Source organism: Campylobacter sp. CFSAN093241, assembly GCF_012889595.1.
Lineage (GTDB): Bacteria > Campylobacterota > Campylobacteria > Campylobacterales > Campylobacteraceae > Campylobacter_D > Campylobacter_D jejuni.
Window position 1 is genome coordinate 741,995 of record NZ_CP040612.1, and the last position, 20,922, is coordinate 762,916.

Genomic DNA, 20,922 nt, shown 5'->3' on the forward strand with positions numbered 1-20,922 from the left:
CTATCCCTTAAAAATAGAAAGTTAAATAATTTTAGCATTGTACTATAATCTAATATAAAGTAATTTTAAATTTTTATATTTTTAAGTAATTTTTTTTTATAATTTTAACTTTTATAAGGAAAATAATGCCACTTTCAAAATTAAATAATGAACAATATCTTGCCGCTACTGCTGATTTTGGACACAATCTTGTTATTGCAAGTGCAGGGACGGGAAAAACTTCTACTATTGTTGCAAGAATTTCTTATCTTTTAAGCAAGGGAGTGGCACCTCAAAAAATCATGCTTTTGACTTTCACAAATAAAGCCAGCAAAGAAATGATAGGGCGTTTAGGGAAATTTTTTGATAAAAATATTACCAGTAAAATACTTGCAGGAACTTTTCATAGTACGGCTTATACCTTACTTAGAAATGCGGATAAAAATATAGCCTTAAAGCAAGCAAGCGAGTTAAAAACTCTACTTAAAAGTGTCTATGAAAAAAGAACTTTTAGGCATTTAAGTGATATAAAACCTTATCAATCAAGTTATTTATACGATCTTTATTCTTTGTTTCAAAACAAAGCACACAATCAAGATTTTTATACTTGGTTTTGTCAAAACTATGAAGATCAAAGTATTTATGCTGAAATTTATGAAGATATTTTAAAAGAATATGATAATGAAAAAAAGCGTTTTAATTATGTGGATTTTAATGACTTGCTTATCAATCTAAAAGATCTTTTAAAAGAAGAAAAATATGAATTTGATGAAATTTTAGTAGATGAATATCAAGACACAAATACTTTGCAAAGTTCTTTAATAGAGGCTTTTCATAGTAAAAGTTTGTTTTGCGTAGGGGATTATGATCAAAGTATTTATGCTTTTAATGGAGCGGATATTAATATCATAGGTGGGTTTAAAGATCGTTTTAAAGATGCAAAAATTTTTTCTTTAAATAAAAACTACCGTTCATCAAGAAGTATTTTAGCTTTGGCTAATAAAGTGATTTTAAATAACGAAAGATTATATCCAAAAGAACTTATTGTTACAAGAAATGATGAGTTTAAAGCCCCATCTTTGCTTACTTTTGAAGAATTATTTGATCAGTATCAAAATATAGCCAAAATGATACTTACAAGCGGAGTAAGTTTGGAAGAAATTGCCGTGATTTTTCGCAACAACTCAAGTGCTGATGGGGTTGAAGTAGCTTTAAGGGAGCAGGGCGTTGCAAGTGTGAGAAAGGGAAGTGGAAGTTTTTTTGAAAGTTTGGAAGTTAAAGCTTTTAGCTCCATGCTTGCGCTTGTGGTAAATCCTAAGGATATCATGGCTTTTATTCATTTGGTTCAATATACCAAAGGTGTGGGTGGAGTTTTAGCAAAAGAAATTTTTGACGCACTTTTAAAATTAGGGCATGGAAATTTAATAAAAGGTTTTTTAGATCCTGATAAAAATGTAAATTTGCAAAATCATCAAAAAAGAAATTATCAACTTGGGCTTTTTGCAGATTTAGAAGAATTAGCTAGCGAAACTCGTTTTAAATTTGAGAGTGAATTTGACGCACATCCTATTTTAAGACTTTCAAAAATCAATGATTTGTGCGCTAGAAATTTGGAAAAAATCTATCTTTTTTTAAAAAAAGCTATGGAAATAAAACATTCTTTGACTTTAGTCAATTTAATTTGCGAAAATTCTTTTTATAGAGAAATTTGCGAAGAACTTGCAACTAAAAGAGCGACGAACAAAGCAGGGCAGGTGGATTTATTAAGAAAGAGTGAAAATTTAGAAAAAATAGAAACAAAATTTAATGTCTTAAAAGAGCTTGCAAAAAATTATAGCGATATTTATAAGTATTATAATTTTTTAACTTTAGGTGCAAGTGAAATGAGTAGTGGCAAAGGAGTTAATTTGCTTAGCGTACATGCAAGTAAGGGCTTGGAATTTGATCTTGTTTTTGTGATTGATCTTGCGCAAGGTCGCTTTCCTAATCAAAAGCTTATGGGAATGGGTGGAAGCTTAGAAGAAGAAAGAAGGCTTTTTTATGTTGCAGTAACTAGGGCAAAAAATATACTTTATTTAAGCTATGCTAAATATGATAAAAATAAAAAAACTTCTTTCGCTCCTTCTCGTTTTCTTATAGAAGCAGGGCTTTGCAAGGGAGAGTTAACTATAGATTGATACAATTTCCTTTATATTATCAAAGAAAGGTTTATTTTATGAAAAAAATATTAATTTTAAGTTTAGCAGCAAGTTTTTTAAATGCTGAAATTTTAGTTTATGGTCCAGGTGGTCCTGCTCCTGTGCTAAAAGAGCTTGCTTTAAAATTTGAAGAAAAAACAAAAGAAAAGGTGATTGTAACCGCAGGTCCAACTCCAGCTTGGGTAGACAAAGCAAAAGAAAATGCAGATTTGATTTTTTCAGGCAATACTTCAATGATGGATGATTTTGCTAAAAAAATTCCAAGTTTAAGTTTGGAAAATTTAAGCGTTTTAAATGTGCGTCCATCAGGTATTATCGTGCGTCCAAATAATCCAAAAAATATTAAAAATTTTGAAGACATTTTAAAAGATGGCATAAATGTTATGGTGGTTGATGGTGCAGGACAAGTTGGACTTTATGAAGATATGGCTTTAAAAAGTGCAAAAAGAGAAAATTTGGTAAAATTACGTAAAAATATAAAAATTTATGCTAAAAATTCCAAAGCTGCTGTAGATGAGTGGAATAACAATCCAAATATTGATGCTTTAATCATTTGGTCTCATTGGGCAAAGGCTTTAGGCGATGATAAAGCTTTATTTATCAAAGATAAAAATGCAGTGATTTATCGTGCAGCTGAAATAGCTCCTACAAAAAAAGGTTTAGAAAATAAAAAAGCTTTAGAATTTGTAGATTTTATTAAGAGTCAGGAAGCTCAAAAAGTGTGGAAAAAATATACTTGGAAAGAAGTAAAATAATTTTGAGTGAAATTAAAAAATAATTAATATTTATAGGATATAATTACTCCTAAAACATTAATTGCAATAATGTTTAAAATATCAAAAAAGGAAATTAAATGAGTATAGTAAATTTTAAAGGAAATCCTGTAAAACTTAAAGGAAATTCAGTAGAAGTTGGAGCAGATGCTCCTAAGATAAATCTTAAAGCTAAAGATTTAAGCGTGATTGAAATCGGTGCAGCGGGTAAAACTCAAATCATTTTAAGTGTTCCAAGTTTAGATACACCAGTTTGTGCTACAGAGGCTAGAGAATTTAATAAAAAAGTAGCCAGTTACAATGGTGCTGAAGTGATTGTAGTAAGTATGGACTTACCTTTTGCTATGGGAAGATTTTGCAGTACAGAAGGTATTGAAAATTTAAGTGTTGCAAGTGATTTTGTGGCAAAAGAATTTGGTGAAAAATATGGTGTTTTGATAAATGAAGGTGCTTTAGAAGGGCTTTTAGCTCGTGCCGTATTTGTGATTAAAGAGGGTAAAGTGGCATATAAAGAACTTGTAAATGAAATCACAGAAATGCCAGATATTGCAAAACTTGATGCATTTTTTGGTGGTTCTAGCTGCTGCGGTGGTTGTGGTTGCCATTAATTTTGATTAAGCCCATTCTTAGGGCTTAATTTTTATATCTTCATTTTTTTATTATTTTAAGTTGATTATATTTTAATTGTTAAGTTGATTATTTTTAATATTTATTTTGTGTAAGAATAATATAAAAAGGACAATAAAACTCCTATAAAATAGAGCTTTAAAATTATTATTTTTATTAAAATTTCAAGAGATTTTTATACTCCATTTTTTATAATAAGATGATTTTTTTATTTTGGAGGAATAAGGATGAATAGAAGGGATTTTATTAAAAATACCGCTATTGCAAGTGCTGCTAGTGTTGCAGGACTTAGTGTTCCAAGCTCTATGCTTGGTGCACAAGAAGAAGATTGGAAATGGGATAAGGCTGTTTGTAGATTTTGTGGAACTGGCTGTGGAATTATGATAGCCAGAAAAGATGGCAAAATCGTAGCAACAAAAGGTGATCCTGCAGCACCCGTAAATCGCGGACTTAATTGTATCAAAGGTTATTTTAATGCTAAGATCATGTATGGTGAAGATCGTCTTGTTATGCCTTTGCTTCGCATGAATGAAAAAGGCGAATTTGATAAAAAAGGCAAATTTCAACAAGTTTCTTGGCAAAGAGCCTTTGATGAAATGGAAAAACAATTTAAAAAAGCCTACAATGAACTCGGCGTTACAGGTATAGGGATTTTTGGTAGTGGGCAATACACTATCCAAGAAGGTTATGCTGCTTTAAAGCTTGCAAAAGCGGGTTTTAGAACAAATAATATCGATCCAAATGCAAGACATTGTATGGCCTCTGCAGTGGTTGGTTTTATGCAAACTTTTGGTGTAGATGAGCCATCAGGCTGTTATGATGATATAGAGCTTACAGATACTATTATCACTTGGGGAGCTAATATGGCTGAAATGCACCCAATCCTTTGGTCAAGAGTAAGTGATAGAAAACTAAGCAATCTTGATAAGGTTAAAGTTGTTAATCTAAGCACTTTTTCTAACCGTACTTCAAATATTGCTGATATTGAAATTATTTTTAAACCAAATACAGATTTGGCTATTTGGAACTACATAGCAAGAGAGATTGTTTATAATCATCCAGAGGCTATGGATATGAAATTTATCAAAGATCACTGCGTATTTGCAACTGGTTATGCTGATATTGGTTATGGTATGAGAAATAATCCAAATCATCCAAAATTTAAAGAAAGTGAAAAAGATACGGTTGAAAAAGAAAATGTAATCACTTTAGATGATGAAGAGGCTACTTCTTTATCTTATCTTGGCGTTAAAGCGGGTGATAAATTTGAAATGAAACATCAAGGTGTGGCTGATAAAAACTGGGAAATTTCTTTTGACGAATTTAAAAAAGGTTTAGCCCCTTATACTTTAGAATACACTGCAAGAGTAGCCAAAGGTGATGATAATGAGTCTTTGGAAGATTTTAAGAAAAAACTTCAAGAATTAGCTAATCTTTACATAGAGAAAAATCGCAAAGTCGTAAGTTTTTGGACTATGGGCTTTAATCAACACACAAGAGGTTCTTGGGTAAATGAACAAGCTTATATGGTACATTTTTTGCTAGGAAAGCAAGCTAAACCAGGTAGTGGAGCCTTTTCTTTAACAGGACAGCCAAGTGCCTGTGGAACAGCTAGGGAAGTAGGAACTTTCTCACATCGTTTGCCTGCAGATATGGTTGTAGCCAATCCAAAACACAGAGAAATTTCTGAAAAAATTTGGAAAGTTCCTGCAAAGACTATCAACCCAAAACCAGGTTCTCCTTATCTTAATATCATGAGAGATTTAGAAGATGGAAAAATTAAATTTGCATGGGTGCAAGTGAATAATCCATGGCAAAACACTGCAAATGCAAATCACTGGATTGCAGCAGCAAGAGAAATGGATAATTTTATTGTTGTAAGTGATTGTTATCCTGGAATTTCAGCAAAAGTAGCTGATCTTATTTTACCAAGCGCTATGATTTATGAAAAATGGGGTGCTTATGGTAATGCTGAAAGAAGAACTCAACATTGGAAACAACAAGTCTTACCTGTAGGTGCTGCCATGAGTGATACTTGGCAAATTTTAGAATTTGCAAAACGCTTTAAGCTTAAAGAAGTTTGGAAAGAGCAAAAAGTGGATAATAAGCTTACCTTGCCAAGCGTTTTAGAAGAGGCAAAAGCTATGGGTTATAGCGAAGATGATACACTTTTTGATGTGCTATTTGCCAATAAAGAAGCAAAAAGCTTTAATCCAAACGATGCCATCGCAAAAGGCTTTGATAATACCGATGTTAAAGGTGATGAGAGAAAAATTCAAGGCAGTGATGGAAAAGAATTTACAGGCTATGGCTTTTTCGTTCAAAAATACCTTTGGGAAGAATATCGTAAATTTGGCTTAGGACACGGACATGATTTAGCGGATTTTGATACCTATCATAAAGTAAGGGGTTTAAGATGGCCTGTGGTTAATGGCAAGGAAACACAGTGGAGATTTAATACTAAATTTGATTATTATGCTAAAAAAGCGGCTCCAAATTCAGATTTTGCTTTTTATGGTGATTTTAACAAAATGCTTACAAATGGGGATTTAATAGCTCCTAAAGATGAAAAAGAGCACAGTATTAAAAATAAGGCTAAAATTTTCTTTAGGCCATTTATGAAAGCACCTGAAAGACCAAGTAAAGAGTATCCGTTCTGGCTTGCAACAGGAAGGGTTTTAGAGCATTGGCATAGTGGAACTATGACTATGCGTGTGCCTGAGCTTTACCGTGCTGTGCCTGAAGCACTTTGCTATATGAGTGAGAAAGATGGAGAGAAATTAGGCTTAAATCAAGGTGATTTGGTTTGGGTGGAATCTCGTCGTGGTAAAGTAAAAGCAAGAGTAGATATGCGTGGAAGAAACAAACCGCCTGTAGGACTTGTGTATGTGCCGTGGTTTGATGAGAATGTATATATCAATAAAGTTACTTTGGATGCGACTTGTCCGCTTTCAAAACAAACTGACTTTAAAAAATGTGCTGTAAAAATTTATAAAGCTTAATTTAGGGTTTTGATTAAATGAAAGGTAGAAGAGAATTTTTCGTTAGTGCCTTTAAGGCTGCATGTTTATGTACAGGAGGTGGATTTTTGGCTAATTTGGCTTTAAAAGCTGATGATAATTATGCCTTGCGTCCTCCTGGGGCTGAAAATGAAGCTAGATTTTTAAGTAAATGTATTCGTTGTGGGCTTTGTGTAAAAGCCTGTCCTTATGATACTTTAAAGCTTGCTAGCTTGTTAGATAGTCCAAAAAATGGTACGCCTTTTTTTAAGGCAAGAGAAATTCCTTGTTATCTTTGCAAGGATATTCCTTGCATTAGAGAATGTCCAACTGATGCTTTAGATAAAAAGCATTTAGAGCAGGGTATAGAATCTTTGAAAATGGGTATTGCTATTGTTGATAGTGCTTCTTGTGTGGCACACTGGGGAATTCAATGTGATGCTTGTTATAGAGCTTGTCCTTTGATAGATAGGGCTTTAAAACTTGAGCTTAAACGCAATGAACGCACCGCCAAACATGCTTTTTTACTACCTAGTGTGGATCATGAAGTGTGTGTAGGTTGTGGGCTTTGTGAACTGGCTTGTATTACTGAAAAACCGGCCATTCGTGTTTTGCCAAGGGAGTATGTATTGGGAAAAGCAGGATCTCATTATGTAAAAGGCTGGGATGAAAAAGATGAAGGTCGTATAAAAAATGCAGATACTTCAAAACATTTTAATGTTAAAAAAGCAACCAATTATTTAAATGATGGAGAACTGTGATGAAGTATTTAATTGCTAGACGCATCGTTCAGCTTGGAATTTTAGCGCTTTTTAGTTTTAAAGCTACAGATTTTATCTTGCAGGGAAATTTAAGTTCTTCTAGACTTTTTAATACCATACCTTTAAGTGATCCTTTTGCAGTTTTGCAAATCATTCTAGCAAGCTGGAGTATAGATTTAATGGCTTTAATAGGAGCTTTGATTATATTTTTTATCTATGGTTTGCTTTTAGGAAGGGTTTTTTGCTCTTGGGTTTGTCCTGTTAATTTAATCACAGATTTTGCTGCTTTTGTGCGAAATAAATTAACCCTTAATAATAAATTTTTAATTTTGCCTAAAAATTTACGCTATTTTGTATTGGTCTTGGTTTTAGTCCTTTCTTTTGTATTTTCATTGCCTGTGTTTGAAAGTTTTTCTTATATAGGAATGATACATAGAGGGATTATTTTTGCTACAAGTTCTTGGATTTTTGTAGCCTTTATACTTTTTTGTATCGATACTTTTTTAAGTCCTAGGGCAATTTGTTCACATTTTTGTCCACTAGGAGCTTTTTATGCTTTTATTTCTCGTTTTGCTTTGCTTAAAATAAAGCATGATAGTGATAAATGCACTAAATGTTATGAATGTATCCGTATTTGTCCTGAAAAACAGGTTTTGTGGATGGTTGGAAAAGAAAGTACTAGCGTGAAATCAGGAGAGTGTATAAGGTGTGCAAGATGTATAGAAGTTTGTAATGATGATGCTTTGAATTTTAATATTTTTGATTTAAGGAATAAATGATGAAGAAGAAATTGGTTTTATTAGGAAGTGCTGCAGTGGTATTTTTTGCCGCTTGTGCAATGAATAGTGGGGTAAGTTCAGAACAAATTGGACTTAGAAAAGCAAGTTTAGAAAATGAAAATAAAGTAAATTTAGTGGAGGCAAATTTCACAACTTTACAGCCTGGGGAATCTACTCGTTTTGAGCGTTCTTATGAAAATGCACCACCATTAATTCCGCATGCTATTGAAGATTTGTTACCTATAACTAAAGATAACAATATGTGCTTAAGCTGCCATGATAAGGCTATAGCAGCAGATGCTGGTGCAACTCCACTTCCTGCTAGTCATTATTATGATTTTAGACACAATAAAACCACAGGAGATATGATTAGCGATAGTCGTTTTAATTGCACTCAGTGCCATGTTCCACAAAGTGATGCAAAACCTTTAGTGGGAAATAGCTTTAAACCTGAATTTAAAAATGAACAATTAAAAAGTCGTTCAAATTTAATTGATGTGATTAATGAGGGTGTAAAGTAAATAAATGAAAAAATTTCTTTTTATTTTGAGTCTTTTTTGTGTTTTGTCTTATGCTTATGAGCTGAAATTAAATGCCAATATAACAGCTTTAAAGCTTGATAAGCAAAACTTATATATAGGCACTGATAAAGGTGAAATTTTGCAATATAACATTAAAGATAAAAGTTTAAAAGAACTTTTATCTTTGCCAAAGATTAAAAATTATTATGGTGATGATTTTGCTAAAATTTACAACATTGATATTTTTAAACATACACTTTTAATACTTAGCGAGGGTGATTTTGGTGCTAAAAATTTAAGTTTTTATAAGGAAAATTTACAAATCAAAAAGCTCGAAGAAAATAGCATAATAAAAGCATTTTTTATCAATGAAAATACTTATCTTTTGATTTCTATTGGTTCTGAAATAGAATTGATTGATAAAAGTTTAAAAAATATAAAAAAATTTAATTTTTCCCATTCTAGTCTTAATGATGCAGTTTTAAATGAAGATAAGAGTAGACTAATTGCAGGTTTTGAGAGTGGCGAAGTAGAACTTTTTGATTTGAAAAATTGGAAGATGTTGAAAAACTATGATAAAATGCATAAAGATAATATCTATCAAGTAGATTTTAAAAATAATGTTATTTTAAGTTGTGGAACGGATAGGCGTATAGGAGTTGTAAAAAATGAAGAACAAAATTTTTTACAAAAAGATTTTTTGATATATACTTGTGCTTTAAGTCCTAGTGGAGAATTCGCTGTTTATAGCGATAATGAAGCTGGAGTTAGTGAAGTTTTTAGCACAAGTGATTTTAAGCCTGTTAAAACTTTTAATAATGAAAATTTGATGAGTGAGTTTATTATTTTTTTAAACAATAAAGATTTTATCGTTTCAGGCTTTGGTGATAGTATAATGTTTAGGAGTATTGATGAATAATCTTTCTAGTGTTTTGATTTTAGCAAAAGAAGAATATATAAATGATTTAAAAAAGGCTATATCTGAAATTCCTTTTTGTTCTGTAGAACTTTGTGAAAATGAAAAGATTATAGTTGTGATTGAAAGTGAAAATTTAGAAGATGAGTTAAACTCTTATAAAATGCTTGAGAAATTGCCAAATATTATCAGTATTAATATGGTTTTTTCTTATCAAGATTTAAATGATGATATCCAAAAAGCAATCAATAGTGGCGCAATAGAAACGATAGAAAAAAATGAAAATGCTGAGAATGTTCGCTACTATGGTAGTGTGTTTAATCAATTTTCTTAAAGTGTAAAGTATATGGTATTTTTAATCCCATTGCTTATTATAATTGGTGTTATTTTTGGAATTGATTATGTGTATTTTAAAAATCAAGATTTAAAAGTGCAAGTTAAAAAAGAACAAAAAGAATTAAATTCTAGCTTAGAGAAAGAAAAAAAAGAATATATAGAAAAATTGTTTAAAACAAAATAGGCATTAAAAATCATATTATTTTCTTAAAGATAAATTAAAAAGCTTTTTGCTAGAATTAAAGAAAAATTTTAGGAAACAGTGATGAAAAATACAGTCACTGAAGCTTCTATCTATGAGGCTCAAGGGTTAAAAGACGAAGCTTTAGAAATTTATAAAAATATCTTAAAAGAAGATCCGAATAACCAAAACGCTATCGATGCGGTTCGTCGTCTTAGTGGTTTTAGATCCAAGCATAAAGACTTAAACACTCAAATGTTGGATTTTTTTATTAATATGAAAAGCGATGAAGAAATTAATGAATTTAAAAGGTGGTTGATAAAAATATGAATTTGGAAGATTTAGCTAAAAAAACCATTAGCGAAGTTAGCTCTATCATGGAAGAGCAAAGAAGACAAAATGAAATTTTAAAAGAACAAGAATTAAATAGAAAAACTGAAATAAAAGATGAATTACCACCTATGGAGTTTGTATGCGAAGAGCTTGATACTCCGCAAGACTTAGAAGATAAAATTTCTATGGCAAAATTTGAAGAAGAGCAAAAAATACAAAATAATATTGAAATTTCTACTCAGGAAAATAAAGAGTTTAAAAAAGAAGAGCCTTTTTTACAAAATGAAATTTTAAATCCTAGTGTTATGACAGAGGTTCAAACGCTTAATGAGGATATTTTTTTAAAACATCTTAGAGAGAGAATTTTAGTTCTTTTTGAAGGTTTAAATAGCATAAAAAAAGATGATCTTGAAAATAGGTTAAACTTGACCATAAATTTTTTAGAGTTTTTGCTTGCAAATATCGAAGATAAGCTTAAAAAATAATCCCGATTTACAGTTTATCGCTGAGTTTTTAAAGCCTTATACCAAACGAGCGTATTTGGTTGGAGGTAGCGTTAGGGATTTGTTTTTAGGTTTAAAAATTTGCGACTATGATATAGAGCTTTATGATATAAAACCTAAAGATTTTGAAAAGATTATGCAAAAATTGGGCGCACAAGGCTTTGGAAAAAGTTTTTTTGTATATAAGTTTAAAAATTATGATTTAGCTCTTGCTAGAACCGAAAATAAAATAAGCTATGGACATAAAGGTTTTGAAGTTCAAATTTGCAATGATGAAAAACTTGGCGCCAAAAGACGCGATTTTACCATAAATTCTATGATGATTAATCTTTTTAACGATGAGTTTTTAGATTTTTATGGAGGATTAAAAGATCTAGGAGTAGGCTTTTTAAGGCATATTGATAAACAAAGCTTTCAAGAGGATAGTTTAAGGGTATTAAGAGCAGTAGTATTTGCCTCAAGGTTTAACTTTAAGATAACTAGTGAAAGCTTGAAATTGATGCAAAGTATGGATATAACTGATCTTAGCAAAGATAGGATCAATGCGGAGCTTTGTAAATTCTTTAAAAGTCCTAGACTTGATGTTGGCTATAGATATTTACAAGAACTTGGCTTAGAGAAACAGGTTTTCGGCTTTGAGAGTGTTTTTAAGAGTTCGGAATTTCAAAATTTACTCAGACAAAGTAGAGAATTTGTAAAAAGCGATGCTTTATTCTTGTATTTGTATTTGAATTTTTTTAATTTAGAAAAAGATATATTTTTTAAAAGAACTAAACTTAAAAAAGAATACCTAAAATACGCAAATCAAGCTTTTTATCTTGATGATATAAGTGATTTTGAACTAGCAAAAATTGCTTTTGAAATGCCTTTGAAGGAATGGCTTGGACTTTGGAGTAAAAAGCGTATTGAGCAAGCTAAAAGATTAGGGCTTTATGAGAATAAGTTTGAAAGTAAAATTTTAGCAAAAGATTTCATAAATGCTGGATTTTGTGGTAAAATTCTTGGTTTAAAGCTTCAAGAAGCAAGAGAGAATGAATTAAAAGAATATATAAAAGGTTTAGCTAAATGATTTCTGTATTAAAAATTTGCACCAAAGATCAAAAAGGTTTAATTTATAGAATTTCTGATGTTATTTTTAAATATCATATCAATATAGTAAAAAACGATGAATTTGTAGGTGAAGGAATGTTTTTTTTTCGTGCTCTTTTAGAAGGTGAGTTTGATAAAGAAGCTTTTATAGGAACGCTTGAGGCTATGCTTGGACAAGAAGCCTTGATAGAGCTTTGCGAGAAGAGAAAAAAAGATATTGTTGTTTTTGCTACTAAAGAAAGTCATTGTTTGGGAGATTTGCTAATAAAGCATTATAGTAACGAACTTGAAGCAAATATCAAAGCTGTGATTTCAAATCACAACTCTTTAAAGGATTTAGTTGAGAAATTTGAAATTCCTTATCATTTTATCAGCGCTGAAAATTTAGATCGTAAAGAGCAAGAAAATCAGATTTTAAAATGTCTTGAACAATATAAATTTGATTATTTGGTTTTGGCAAAATATATGAGAATTTTATCTCCTGATTTTGTTAGGCATTTTGAAGGCAAGATTATAAATATTCACCATTCTTTCTTACCTGCATTTATAGGAGCAAATCCTTATAAACAAGCCTTTGAAAGAGGGGTTAAAATAATTGGAGCTACGGCACATTTTGTAAATAATAATCTTGATGAAGGTCCTATTATCACTCAAGCTGTTTCGCCTGTAAACCATGAATTTACTTGGCAAGATATGCAACAAGCAGGTAGAAATATAGAAAAAGATGTTCTTTCAAAAGCACTTGATTTGGCTTTTGAAGATAGAATTTTTATACATAATAATAAAACTATAATATTTTAATGCGATAATTTTACTATAGTTTTATTTAAAGCATTAAAAAAATAATCAATATCCTCTTTTTCATGCGTATAATGCAAGCTTATTCTTAACCAACCTGGTTTTGTTTTAAGTTTTTGATTATCTTTTAAGCCTAGCAAATCATGACCATAAGGCCCAGCACAAGCACATCCAGCGCGTGTTTCTATGTGGTATTTTTTACTAAGTTCGTAAGCGATATCAAAAGGAGAAATTCCTTTGATATTGAAAGCAAAAATAGGCAATCGGGTTTTTAAATTCTTTGCGTATAAAATTAAATTAGGTATAGTTTTTAGTTTTTCAAAAAAATAATCTTTTAAAATTTCTTCTTTTTTTTCTATATTTTTAACCCCTATAGAATCTTTGATTTTAAAAGCTAAGCTAGCGCGAATGAGTTGTAAAATTCCAGGTGTTCCTCCTTCTTCTAAAGCTTCTTCATTGCAAAGGTAGCATTGTGAAGTGCGAGAAACATAGCCCACAGTTCCACCTGCGGCAAAGCTAGGTTTGTTTCCACAAAGATCTTTTTTGATGGCTAAAAGTCCAGAACCGCCAATACCACCGATTAATTTATGAGAACTTATAAACAACGCATCATAGTATTGACAAGATATGTTTTTATAGGGAATGAAACTAGATGCATCAAAAGCAACTATCCCTTTAAATTTACGAACCATTTCAGAAATGCGTTTGTAATCACTTAATATCCCAGTAACATTTGAAGCTAAAGAAAAGCTAGCGATTATTTTTCTTTTTTTGTTTTTTTGTAAAGTTTTTTCTAGAAAATCAAAATCAATTTCTCCATTTTTATCCAAGGGAATTCTAATACATTCGCACAAGCCTTCTCGAAATGAAAGTTCATTAGAATGATGCTCATAAGGCCCTACGATAACTAAAGGTAAGGTATTTTTATCAATTTGCGTAAAATATCTTTCTTTTACAAGAGGGGGAATGTAAATGCCGATCAATTCTTGAAATTTTTTAATAGCACTGCTTGATCCTGTTCCGCAAGCTATAAGGGCAAAATTTTCATCTAATGATAAACTTTTTTTTATATCTTTTCTTGCTTGTTCGTAAGTTTGTTGAGTTTTAAAAGAATTCAAAGAGCTATCAGAATGTGTGTTTGCATAGGTTGGGAGAATTTTTAAAATTTCTTTTTCTACACATTTTAGAGCTAAAGCACTTGCTGTGAAGTCAAAATGCAAAATACCTTTTTTTAAGATCAATTCTTTTTTTAAATCTGAAATTTGCAAATACAATCCTTATAAAAATTTGCTAAAATTATACTATAAAAATGCTTTATAAAAGGAAAAATATAAAATTTAAGAACTTTGTAGATTTGCATAAGAATTTGTCTTTAAGTAAGCTTTTTGATTTTTATAGTGTGTTTGAAGGTTTTGAAAAATTAAACATTTTAAATTTTGAAGACGATGTATTTACAAATATAGAGCGAATTTTGCTTGATGATTATCTAAAAATTAAAAGTTATTTCGCCTTGGATGAAACAAGTTCTTACGCTCTTACTTTACTAGCTAAAAACAATCGCAAGCGTTTTTCTATCAATAGAAAAATTCAGCATTTTAAAGCTTTATCTACACTTAAATATCTTTTAGAAACAGGTATAATAAAACTTGAGTATAGTAAGGAAGCTAAAAAAATAAAAGATAAAAGACAAAAAATCAAAAAAGAACTAAGATCTTATGTTGTCCAAGATAAGATTATATTTAGCAACCATTTTACTCGTTTCTTTTTTTATTTTTTAAAGCCCAATGAAAAGCTTATTTTGCAAAATCGTTATAAAGAAGTTTTAGAATGTATTAAGGAAAAATTTGAACTTTATCAAAGTTTTTGTTTTGAACAGCTTTCTAGAGAATTACTTGAGAAAAAATTCAATATCAATGGAGTGCAAAGTTACTGGGATAAGAATTTAGAACTTGATCTTTATTATCAAGATGAAAATTTGTGTTTTGTCGGAGAAGTTAAATTTAAAAATAAAAAAATTTGTAAAAATATTTTAAATCTTTTAAAATCAAAAGCAAAGTCTTTAAATTTGGCTCCAAATTATTACATTATAATCTCAAAAAATGGTTTTAGCAAGGAAATTGATAAAATATGTGAACAGAATTTGCTTTTACTTGATTTGAATGATTTTAAGATTTTATTAGAGGAATGATAAATGAATGAAAGTATTTTAAAAAGTTTAGACTCAAATGAAAAAGAAACCCTACAAAAAGGCTTAGAAAGTCTTATAGAACAAACTTATGTAATAGAAAATGAATACAAAACTTTAAATGAAAACTATAACTCCTTACGCGCAATGGTTGATGAGATTATAGAGGTGTTGCCTAGTGCGCTTTGGATTTTAGATAAAGAAAAAAATATTATTTTACAAAATCAAGAAGCCTTGAAAAATCCAAAATTACTTAGTATCATTAGTCTTGATAAAATTCGTGATGAGCTTGAATTTGAAGGTAGGTTTTATGCGGTAAAAATCATAGCGCATAATGAAAAAACTATAGTTTCAGCTACAGATATTAGCGATGAAAAACGCAATGAAAGGCTTGCAAGCATGGGTAGTGTAGCGGCTCATTTGGCACATGAGATAAGAAATCCTATTGGATCTATATCTTTACTTGCTTCAACCCTTTTTGCTCGTAGTGAGCTTAAAAATAAGCATATAGTTCTTGAAATCCAAAAGGCTATTGCTAGAGTGGAGCGTATCGTAAATTCAACTCTACTTTTTACTAAGGGTGTACACATCAATGCTTTAAATTTTAATCTTTTAGAGTTAAAAGAAGAGTGTGAAAGTGCCATTAACTCTTATAATTTCACTTCTCAAATAGACTTTGAAATATCTTTTTTGGATAAGCAGATTTGTGCTGATAAAGCTCTTCTTGGTTTGGTTTTGCAAAATTTGATTTATAATGCTATTGATGCGATAGAAGAAAGCGAATGTGAAAAGCCTATGATTAAAATTTTAGCAAGTTATGATAATGAAAAAATATGCATCAGAGTGTATGATAATGGTTGTGAAATAAAAGATGAGAAATTGGTTTTTGAAGCTTTTAAAACAACAAAACTTAAAGGCAATGGACTTGGCTTGTCTCTTTCTAAAGAAATCATAAACGCTCATAAGGGAGAGTTAAGTTTTCAAAGTGATCCTAAGAATTTTTATTTTACCTTACCTTTGGTGTGATAAATATTTTCTTTTCACCCCAAAACGGAACAAATTTTGCTTATATTATTTTAATATATTTAGGTTGAAGGCAGAAAAATCTAAATCAAGGAATTAATATGAGTATCTTTAGTATCAATGATAACTCAAACTATGCAAAGTAAAGAGAGTAAAGAAAGTAAAGAAAATTCTAAAATAAGTTTTGCTAATTCTTTTTTAAAACAAAATGCTAGTAAATTAAATGAAATTCAAAATGCAAATTCACAAACTCTAGCAAGAAGTGAAGTATTAAATTCTACTAATACAACAAATACTAGCAATAATACTAATTTTAGTATAAGTAGTAAGACAAGTTCTCCTAATTATGATATATCAAGTGAATTTAAAAACTCTATTTATACTCTAAAATATAAACAAGCAGATATAAGCACTTCTATCAATACAGCCTATGGTTATAGTGTAGATAAAGATGGTTATATGGGAAGTGATTTTAACAAAGCTGCAGGACTTCCTGAAGATTTTAAGATACATAAATCTACTTTAGATGAGATTAAAAAAGCTGCCGAAAATGATCCTGTTGTTTCAAGTACAAAAGAATACTTTAGGCGTAAGCGAGTATTATACTAATATAGATATGGCTGAAACCATAAAACAATATTATAATCAATTTAATCAAATTGTTAATTATGCTTTTAATGATACCAATAAAACAAGTTTCACTGAAGCAGATATAAATTCTATGCCTAAGGGAATTAGTGAATTATCATCTGATAAAACTATAGGTATTATGCCGAAAAATTATGACAAGCTAACAATAACAAACTATTATAATACACAAGAGCAATATAATGAAGCAGAACAATTAGGAATGTTTGGACATATTAATATAGGCTTACAACCATTAAATTTCACTCCGCAAAGTATGCAAACTCAAAATTTAGATAAAGATACTGCAATAGATACTTTTAATCCTGATATGTCAGTTTATCCACAAAATGAAGATGGAAGTTATTCTAAAGAAGCTTTGTTTATGAGTTTTTTAAAATCAACGGGTGTATCGCCAAGAGAAGGTAGTGCAACATTAAATCCTATAGCTAAGTCTTATGCTGAAGCTATGGCTAAAGAAAGCTTTGATGGCTCTTTAGCTTCTTTAGACGACATTATGACAGGAAAAGTTGATTTTGCAAGTTTATTAAAAGGTTATGCACAAGATGGCTGGCTTGATGCAGGTATATATGCAATGGAAAAAGGAGTTAAATGGCAAAATGTATACGTAGGCAGTGGAATCTCTTTTGATAGAGAATTTCATCAAGCAAAAGCTAATGGTTGGAAAGCAAGTAATGAAAGTATAAATTCTTTTGTAAATAATATAATGGATAGACTTAATAATCTTATAGGACAAACTAGGGTTTAGGAAGTATTTGCACGAAGTCAAATTAAAAATGATGACATTTGCAAATACTTATGCAAATCACATAAAGCTAGGTGCATCGTTTGAAAAGAGTATCAAATCTCCGTGTTTTGTTTCTTTAGCTAGAGTTTGAACTAGTTGACTCTTTTCTTTAAGTATAATGGTTTTTATTTTTAACTCTTTTTTGAAAATTTCAGCATTGATTTGTGCACTAATGATAGCAAGATCAAAACACTCATTGATGATTTTGGCAAGTTTTATATTTTCTTCTTCGCTTACTTCTACTATACCAGGACTTACTAAAACTTTGCGTCCTTTATAGCTTTTACAAAGTTTATAGCTTGTGCTCATACCTTTAAAATTTCCATTAAAACCATCATCTATGATAAATTTAGGCTCTCTTGAAAGCACTTGCAAGCGATGTTCTACGGAATTTATATTTAAAACTTGCTTTTGAATTTTTTCTAGTTTTATGCCAAGATAATGAGCACAAAGTATACAAACACAAAGATTTTGCGCATTAAAATCCCCTAAAATTTGACTTTTAAAATCATAGGATTTATTTTCTATATCGACTTTAAATTCTAAACCTTCAAGACTTGAATGAATAAGACTTAATTTATCATCATAAAGGCTGATGAGTTTATCTTCTTCTTTTTGGGTGCTAGAGTGTAAAAAAGCCTTTTCTAGTCTTTCGGAATTTAAGGCTTCAAGTTTGGTTGAGCGGATATTTTCAACACTTTTAAAATACTCTAAATGTGCATTGCCTATCTCTCCTACTATGCTGATTTGAGGTTGTAAAAAATGCGTGATTTCATCGATATCGCCTTTAAGTCTAGCGCCTGCTTCAGCTATGTAAATTTGAGTATCTTGACTTAAATTAGCATTGATATCAGCAACTATACCTAGTAAGGTATTGACAGAGCGTGGTGTTTTGTAGCTTTTAAAGTCATCTTTTAAAAGTTCGTATAAAAAATTTTTAATACTTGTTTTTCCAAAACTTGCGGTAATGAGTATGATTTTTAAATTTTCATTGGCTCTTAGTTTGGCTTTGGCTTGTTTTTTATAATATAAATTTGTAAAAAACTCATAAATTTTAAGACTCAATAAAGCAAAAGGAAGACTAAAAAGATTAAAAAGAAAAGAAAAACGCAAAGCAAGGATGGTAAAAATAGTATTATAAACAAAAACAAAAACAAAAAACCATTTAACCTTACTTGTAAAAACAAGCTTTTTATCTATGCCTTTATTCCAAAAATACAAAATCGGAGTATGGATCAATGCAAAATATACCAAAGAGTATAAAGGAAAAGCTAAGAATAAAAAATAAGGAATAAATAAAAAATACAAATGCCACAAAGGTTTATGATAATGAAAAAACACGCGTTTAAATTTATAAGAATACCATTGTAAAGCACTCATAAGATAAAAAGCTATACAAAAATTAAAAAATAAAGAATTGATAAAATAAAGAGTATTGATAAGCATTTAAATTTCCTTGATTTTTTGAGCTATGAAAGCAGAGTGTTTTAAAAAGAAAAAATGATCCCCCTCTAAAGGATAAAAAGTACTATTTTTTAAAAATTGATGCATTTTTTCACCACAATACAAAGGCGTAGCTTCATCGCTTTTTCCCCAAAAAATCAAGCTTTTAGCCTTTTGCTTGGCAAAAATTTCACTAAAATCCTCATCAACAACCTTTTTAAAGGTTTCATACATTATAGGACTAAGATTTGCTCCATCTTTACTAGCAAAATAGCGATAAAATTTTCCCAAACCAAAGAGTTTTAAAATTTTAAAAATACGGATTTTAAAACGCACTTTTAGGGATTTTTTAGCCAAAATTCCTGCACTTGAAAGTAGGATTAGGGTGTCTTTTTCTTTTGCGAGTAGGGTACTTACTTTTCCACCAAAAGAATGCCCCATGAAAAAACAGACATTGAGTTTTTTTTGTTTTAAAAAAAGTTCTGTGATATTGGCATAATCTTGAGTGTTTAAAATTTCTTCCACGCTTGAATTTCCAAAACCTGCTAAATCCATATAAATTTGACAAAAATCTTTCAAAAAAGGACAAAAACTTTGTTTCATAAGTTTTTTATCAGCTCCCCAGCCGTGTAAGATAAGTATTTGCGGTAAGGAAAGATCACCTAAAATTTCATAAGAAATTTGATAAGTTTTGTTTTTATAAGAAAGTTGAGTTTGAGCCATTTTAAGCCTTTTGATTTTTGTAGATATTTTCTAAAAGTTGCATGGCATTTTGTAAGCGTTCAAATTCTTTCATACTAAGCATTACAGCTTCAAATTTGTTATTTTTTAAAATAACTATTTTTCCATTTTCGCTTTTTTTGAGTTTTTCCATAATGGGGCTAAAATTTCTTACCACTTCGGTGGCAGTGTAAATTTCATCTTGTTTAAAAGAGAGCATTTTTCTTCCTAAAATACGCTAAATTTTATGTATAATTTAGCGCATTTTGACTTAAAAGCTTATAATTTTCCTTTTTGTCCGTTAATGGAGTGAAGGAAGTTGTAATTGATTTTTATCATTTTTTCAAGTGAAATTTGATCAGCTAAAGCGTTTAAAGTGGTATTAAAATCTTTAAAAAGATAATTAGCCAAAGAACCAGGGTTTGGGTTGATTTCATTTAAATATATTTCATTATCCAGTATAAAAAAATCACAGCGTATTAAAGCACCTTTAAACAAAGGATTGTAGATCTTTTTAAAGCTATCTTTGAGTTTTTCTTTTAATTCTTCGCTTAAATCTGCTTCTATAAGTTCATTGTGTCCTGAAAAGCTAAGATATTTTTGTTCAAAGTCTAAAAATTCTTTTTTCTTTGGCTCTTCTATAATGGAAAAAACAAACTCATCATTGATCATACATCCTGCAAGATTGTATTCTTTGATATTGTTTTTAAATTCTTCTACTACAAGATCATTGTCAAATTCAAAACCTACATCTTTGGCGTATTCTAAATCTTTTTCATCTTTTACTATACTAATACCTATACTACTTCCAAGTCTTGCAGGTTTGATAATGCAAGGAAAACTAAGCTTTTCTTTAGAGTTTTGATTTTTTCTTAGTATGGTATAATCAAGTGTTTTTACTCCAACGCTTTTGGCATAAAGTTTGGTAAGTTCTTTGTTAAAAGATAATACACTAGCTTCAAGCCTAGGTCCTATAAATTTAATAGAATAAAACTCAAATAAAGCCGCAATTTTTCCATCTTCTCCATCTCTACCATGGATAAGATTGATCACGCATTCGCACTCTAGTTTATTTTCTTTTAAAAAGCCTTTGCTAAAAAAACCTCCTTGTTTGATGAAGAGTTCTTTTTCTTTTTTATAAGCTTTGGTGCTAAAAGTTTTAGAATTCATTTTTTCACTTGGGATATGATAAAATCTTCTTTCTTCATCACAAAAAATAAATTCTAAATTTTGATTGATAACTTTTTTAAGCACTACAGCACTTACTATACTAATCTCATGTTCATAAGAATTTCCGCCAAAAAGTATTGCAAATTTCATTTT

At 30.1% G+C, this 20,922-nt stretch carries 21 protein-coding genes and 1 pseudogene; 17 read left to right on the forward strand and 5 right to left on the reverse strand.

Annotated elements, in window-relative coordinates:
- Positions 1–125 precede the first annotated feature (125 nt).
- From FBE96_RS03815 to purU, 14 genes are all read left to right on the forward strand, one after another.
- Positions 126–2,156 carry an ATP-dependent helicase gene (locus FBE96_RS03815; protein ID WP_002905598.1) on the forward strand — a complete coding sequence of 677 codons (2,031 nt, stop codon included), beginning with the start codon at positions 126–128 and terminating at the stop codon, positions 2,154–2,156.
- A gap of 38 nt (positions 2,157–2,194) precedes the next feature.
- Positions 2,195–2,932 (forward strand): AcfC family adhesin PEB2, encoded by a 738-nt coding sequence (peb2, locus tag FBE96_RS03820; protein ID WP_002858781.1) that lies wholly within the window; start codon positions 2,195–2,197, stop codon positions 2,930–2,932.
- Positions 2,933–3,030: 98 nt separating this feature from the next.
- Entirely contained in the window at positions 3,031–3,558 is a 528-nt protein-coding gene (gene tpx, locus FBE96_RS03825; protein WP_145599618.1) for a thiol peroxidase, read from the forward strand.
- 246 nt (positions 3,559–3,804) lie between these two features.
- Positions 3,805–6,579: a periplasmic nitrate reductase subunit alpha gene (napA, locus tag FBE96_RS03830; RefSeq protein WP_002852404.1), complete on the forward strand. Its 2,775-nt coding sequence runs from the start codon at positions 3,805–3,807 to the stop codon at positions 6,577–6,579.
- 17 nt (positions 6,580–6,596) lie between these two features.
- A complete protein-coding gene (gene napG / locus FBE96_RS03835; RefSeq protein ID WP_002852504.1) occupies positions 6,597–7,337 on the forward strand; it encodes a ferredoxin-type protein NapG in 741 nt (246 codons plus the stop codon).
- Positions 7,334–8,116 (forward strand): quinol dehydrogenase ferredoxin subunit NapH, encoded by a 783-nt coding sequence (gene napH, locus FBE96_RS03840; protein WP_010891886.1) that lies wholly within the window; start codon positions 7,334–7,336, stop codon positions 8,114–8,116. The genes napG and napH overlap by 4 nt, the downstream gene beginning before the upstream one ends.
- Positions 8,113–8,637, forward strand: coding sequence for a nitrate reductase cytochrome c-type subunit (locus FBE96_RS03845; protein WP_010891887.1), 525 nt, complete (start codon positions 8,113–8,115; stop codon positions 8,635–8,637). Before napH ends, FBE96_RS03845 begins: the two co-directional genes overlap by 4 nt.
- A 4-nt stretch (positions 8,638–8,641) precedes the next feature.
- Positions 8,642–9,556: a WD40 repeat domain-containing protein gene (locus FBE96_RS03850; RefSeq protein WP_002852557.1), complete on the forward strand. Its 915-nt coding sequence runs from the start codon at positions 8,642–8,644 to the stop codon at positions 9,554–9,556.
- On the forward strand, positions 9,549–9,887 hold the full coding sequence (locus tag FBE96_RS03855) for a chaperone NapD (protein ID WP_002852435.1): 339 nt from the start codon (positions 9,549–9,551) through the stop codon (positions 9,885–9,887). The genes FBE96_RS03850 and FBE96_RS03855 overlap by 8 nt, the downstream gene beginning before the upstream one ends.
- A gap of 12 nt (positions 9,888–9,899) precedes the next feature.
- On the forward strand, positions 9,900–10,073 hold the full coding sequence (tatA2, locus tag FBE96_RS03860; protein WP_002852615.1) for a Sec-independent protein translocase subunit TatA2: 174 nt from the start codon (positions 9,900–9,902) through the stop codon (positions 10,071–10,073).
- Positions 10,074–10,151: 78 nt separating this feature from the next.
- Positions 10,152–10,400 (forward strand): tetratricopeptide repeat protein, encoded by a 249-nt coding sequence (locus FBE96_RS03865; protein ID WP_010891888.1) that lies wholly within the window; start codon positions 10,152–10,154, stop codon positions 10,398–10,400.
- Entirely contained in the window at positions 10,397–10,888 is a 492-nt protein-coding gene (locus tag FBE96_RS03870) for a hypothetical protein (RefSeq protein ID WP_002852635.1), read from the forward strand. The genes FBE96_RS03865 and FBE96_RS03870 overlap by 4 nt, the downstream gene beginning before the upstream one ends.
- Positions 10,857–11,975 (forward strand): CCA tRNA nucleotidyltransferase, encoded by a 1,119-nt coding sequence (locus FBE96_RS03875; RefSeq protein WP_002868507.1) that lies wholly within the window; start codon positions 10,857–10,859, stop codon positions 11,973–11,975. The genes FBE96_RS03870 and FBE96_RS03875 overlap by 32 nt, the downstream gene beginning before the upstream one ends.
- Entirely contained in the window at positions 11,972–12,796 is an 825-nt protein-coding gene (gene purU, locus FBE96_RS03880; RefSeq protein ID WP_002852510.1) for a formyltetrahydrofolate deformylase, read from the forward strand. The genes FBE96_RS03875 and purU overlap by 4 nt, the downstream gene beginning before the upstream one ends.
- Here the strand turns inward: purU and FBE96_RS03885 are convergent.
- Complete coding sequence (locus FBE96_RS03885) at positions 12,793–14,067, reverse strand: aminotransferase class V-fold PLP-dependent enzyme (protein ID WP_002864147.1); 1,275 nt, start codon at positions 14,065–14,067, stop codon at positions 12,793–12,795. The two genes, purU and FBE96_RS03885, sit on opposite strands and share 4 nt — an antisense overlap.
- 35 nt (positions 14,068–14,102) lie before the next feature.
- On the opposite strand from FBE96_RS03885, the gene FBE96_RS03890 reads away from it, so the two are divergent.
- The 3 genes and pseudogenes from FBE96_RS03890 to FBE96_RS03900 all read left to right on the forward strand — a co-directional run bounded on the left by FBE96_RS03890 (position 14,103) and on the right by FBE96_RS03900 (position 17,397).
- Entirely contained in the window at positions 14,103–14,981 is an 879-nt protein-coding gene (locus FBE96_RS03890; protein WP_002852402.1) for a DUF234 domain-containing protein, read from the forward strand.
- Positions 14,982–14,984: 3 nt separating this feature from the next.
- Positions 14,985–16,004: a fla regulon two-component system sensor histidine kinase FlgS gene (flgS, locus tag FBE96_RS03895; RefSeq protein ID WP_002852488.1), complete on the forward strand. Its 1,020-nt coding sequence runs from the start codon at positions 14,985–14,987 to the stop codon at positions 16,002–16,004.
- Positions 16,005–16,121: 117 nt separating this feature from the next.
- Positions 16,122–17,397: pseudogene (locus FBE96_RS03900) on the forward strand (hypothetical protein).
- 57 nt (positions 17,398–17,454) lie between these two features.
- On the opposite strand, the gene murF reads toward FBE96_RS03900, so the two are convergent.
- The 4 genes from murF to FBE96_RS03920 are packed head-to-tail and all read right to left on the reverse strand — an operon-like array spanning position 17,455 to position 20,919.
- The gene (murF, locus tag FBE96_RS03905) at positions 17,455–18,882 is read right to left on the reverse strand and encodes a UDP-N-acetylmuramoyl-tripeptide--D-alanyl-D-alanine ligase (RefSeq protein WP_002906265.1); all 1,428 of its coding nucleotides are present in this window, start codon (positions 18,880–18,882) and stop codon (positions 17,455–17,457) included.
- Positions 18,883–19,602 carry an alpha/beta hydrolase gene (locus FBE96_RS03910; protein WP_002852645.1) on the reverse strand — a complete coding sequence of 240 codons (720 nt, stop codon included), beginning with the start codon at positions 19,600–19,602 and terminating at the stop codon, positions 18,883–18,885. It lies immediately after the preceding gene.
- A gap of 1 nt (position 19,603) precedes the next feature.
- The gene (locus FBE96_RS03915; protein ID WP_002875532.1) at positions 19,604–19,819 is read right to left on the reverse strand and encodes a type II toxin-antitoxin system Phd/YefM family antitoxin; all 216 of its coding nucleotides are present in this window, start codon (positions 19,817–19,819) and stop codon (positions 19,604–19,606) included.
- Between the two features lie 59 nt (positions 19,820–19,878).
- Positions 19,879–20,919: a D-alanine--D-alanine ligase gene (locus tag FBE96_RS03920; protein ID WP_002852516.1), complete on the reverse strand. Its 1,041-nt coding sequence runs from the start codon at positions 20,917–20,919 to the stop codon at positions 19,879–19,881.
- Positions 20,920–20,922 lie beyond the last annotated feature (3 nt).

Bases quoted from the DNA above. Each gene is read 5' to 3' on its own strand.
- FBE96_RS03815 (WP_002905598.1), top strand. From the start codon at position 126: ATGCCACTTTCAAAATTAAATAATGAACAATATCTTGCCGCTACTGCT.
- peb2 (WP_002858781.1), top strand. From the start codon at position 2,195: ATGAAAAAAATATTAATTTTAAGTTTAGCAGCAAGTTTTTTAAATGCT.
- tpx (WP_145599618.1), top strand. From the start codon at position 3,031: ATGAGTATAGTAAATTTTAAAGGAAATCCTGTAAAACTTAAAGGAAAT.
- napA (WP_002852404.1), top strand. From the start codon at position 3,805: ATGAATAGAAGGGATTTTATTAAAAATACCGCTATTGCAAGTGCTGCT.
- napG (WP_002852504.1), top strand. From the start codon at position 6,597: ATGAAAGGTAGAAGAGAATTTTTCGTTAGTGCCTTTAAGGCTGCATGT.
- FBE96_RS03845 (WP_010891887.1), top strand. From the start codon at position 8,113: ATGATGAAGAAGAAATTGGTTTTATTAGGAAGTGCTGCAGTGGTATTT.
- FBE96_RS03850 (WP_002852557.1), top strand. From the start codon at position 8,642: ATGAAAAAATTTCTTTTTATTTTGAGTCTTTTTTGTGTTTTGTCTTAT.
- FBE96_RS03855 (WP_002852435.1), top strand. From the start codon at position 9,549: ATGAATAATCTTTCTAGTGTTTTGATTTTAGCAAAAGAAGAATATATA.
- tatA2 (WP_002852615.1), top strand. From the start codon at position 9,900: ATGGTATTTTTAATCCCATTGCTTATTATAATTGGTGTTATTTTTGGA.
- FBE96_RS03870 (WP_002852635.1), top strand. From the start codon at position 10,397: ATGAATTTGGAAGATTTAGCTAAAAAAACCATTAGCGAAGTTAGCTCT.
- purU (WP_002852510.1), top strand. From the start codon at position 11,972: ATGATTTCTGTATTAAAAATTTGCACCAAAGATCAAAAAGGTTTAATT.
- FBE96_RS03890 (WP_002852402.1), top strand. From the start codon at position 14,103: ATGCTTTATAAAAGGAAAAATATAAAATTTAAGAACTTTGTAGATTTG.
- flgS (WP_002852488.1), top strand. From the start codon at position 14,985: ATGAATGAAAGTATTTTAAAAAGTTTAGACTCAAATGAAAAAGAAACC.
- murF (WP_002906265.1), bottom strand. From the start codon at position 18,882: ATGCTTATCAATACTCTTTATTTTATCAATTCTTTATTTTTTAATTTT.
- FBE96_RS03910 (WP_002852645.1), bottom strand. From the start codon at position 19,602: ATGGCTCAAACTCAACTTTCTTATAAAAACAAAACTTATCAAATTTCT.
- FBE96_RS03915 (WP_002875532.1), bottom strand. From the start codon at position 19,819: ATGCTCTCTTTTAAACAAGATGAAATTTACACTGCCACCGAAGTGGTA.
- FBE96_RS03920 (WP_002852516.1), bottom strand. From the start codon at position 20,919: ATGAAATTTGCAATACTTTTTGGCGGAAATTCTTATGAACATGAGATT.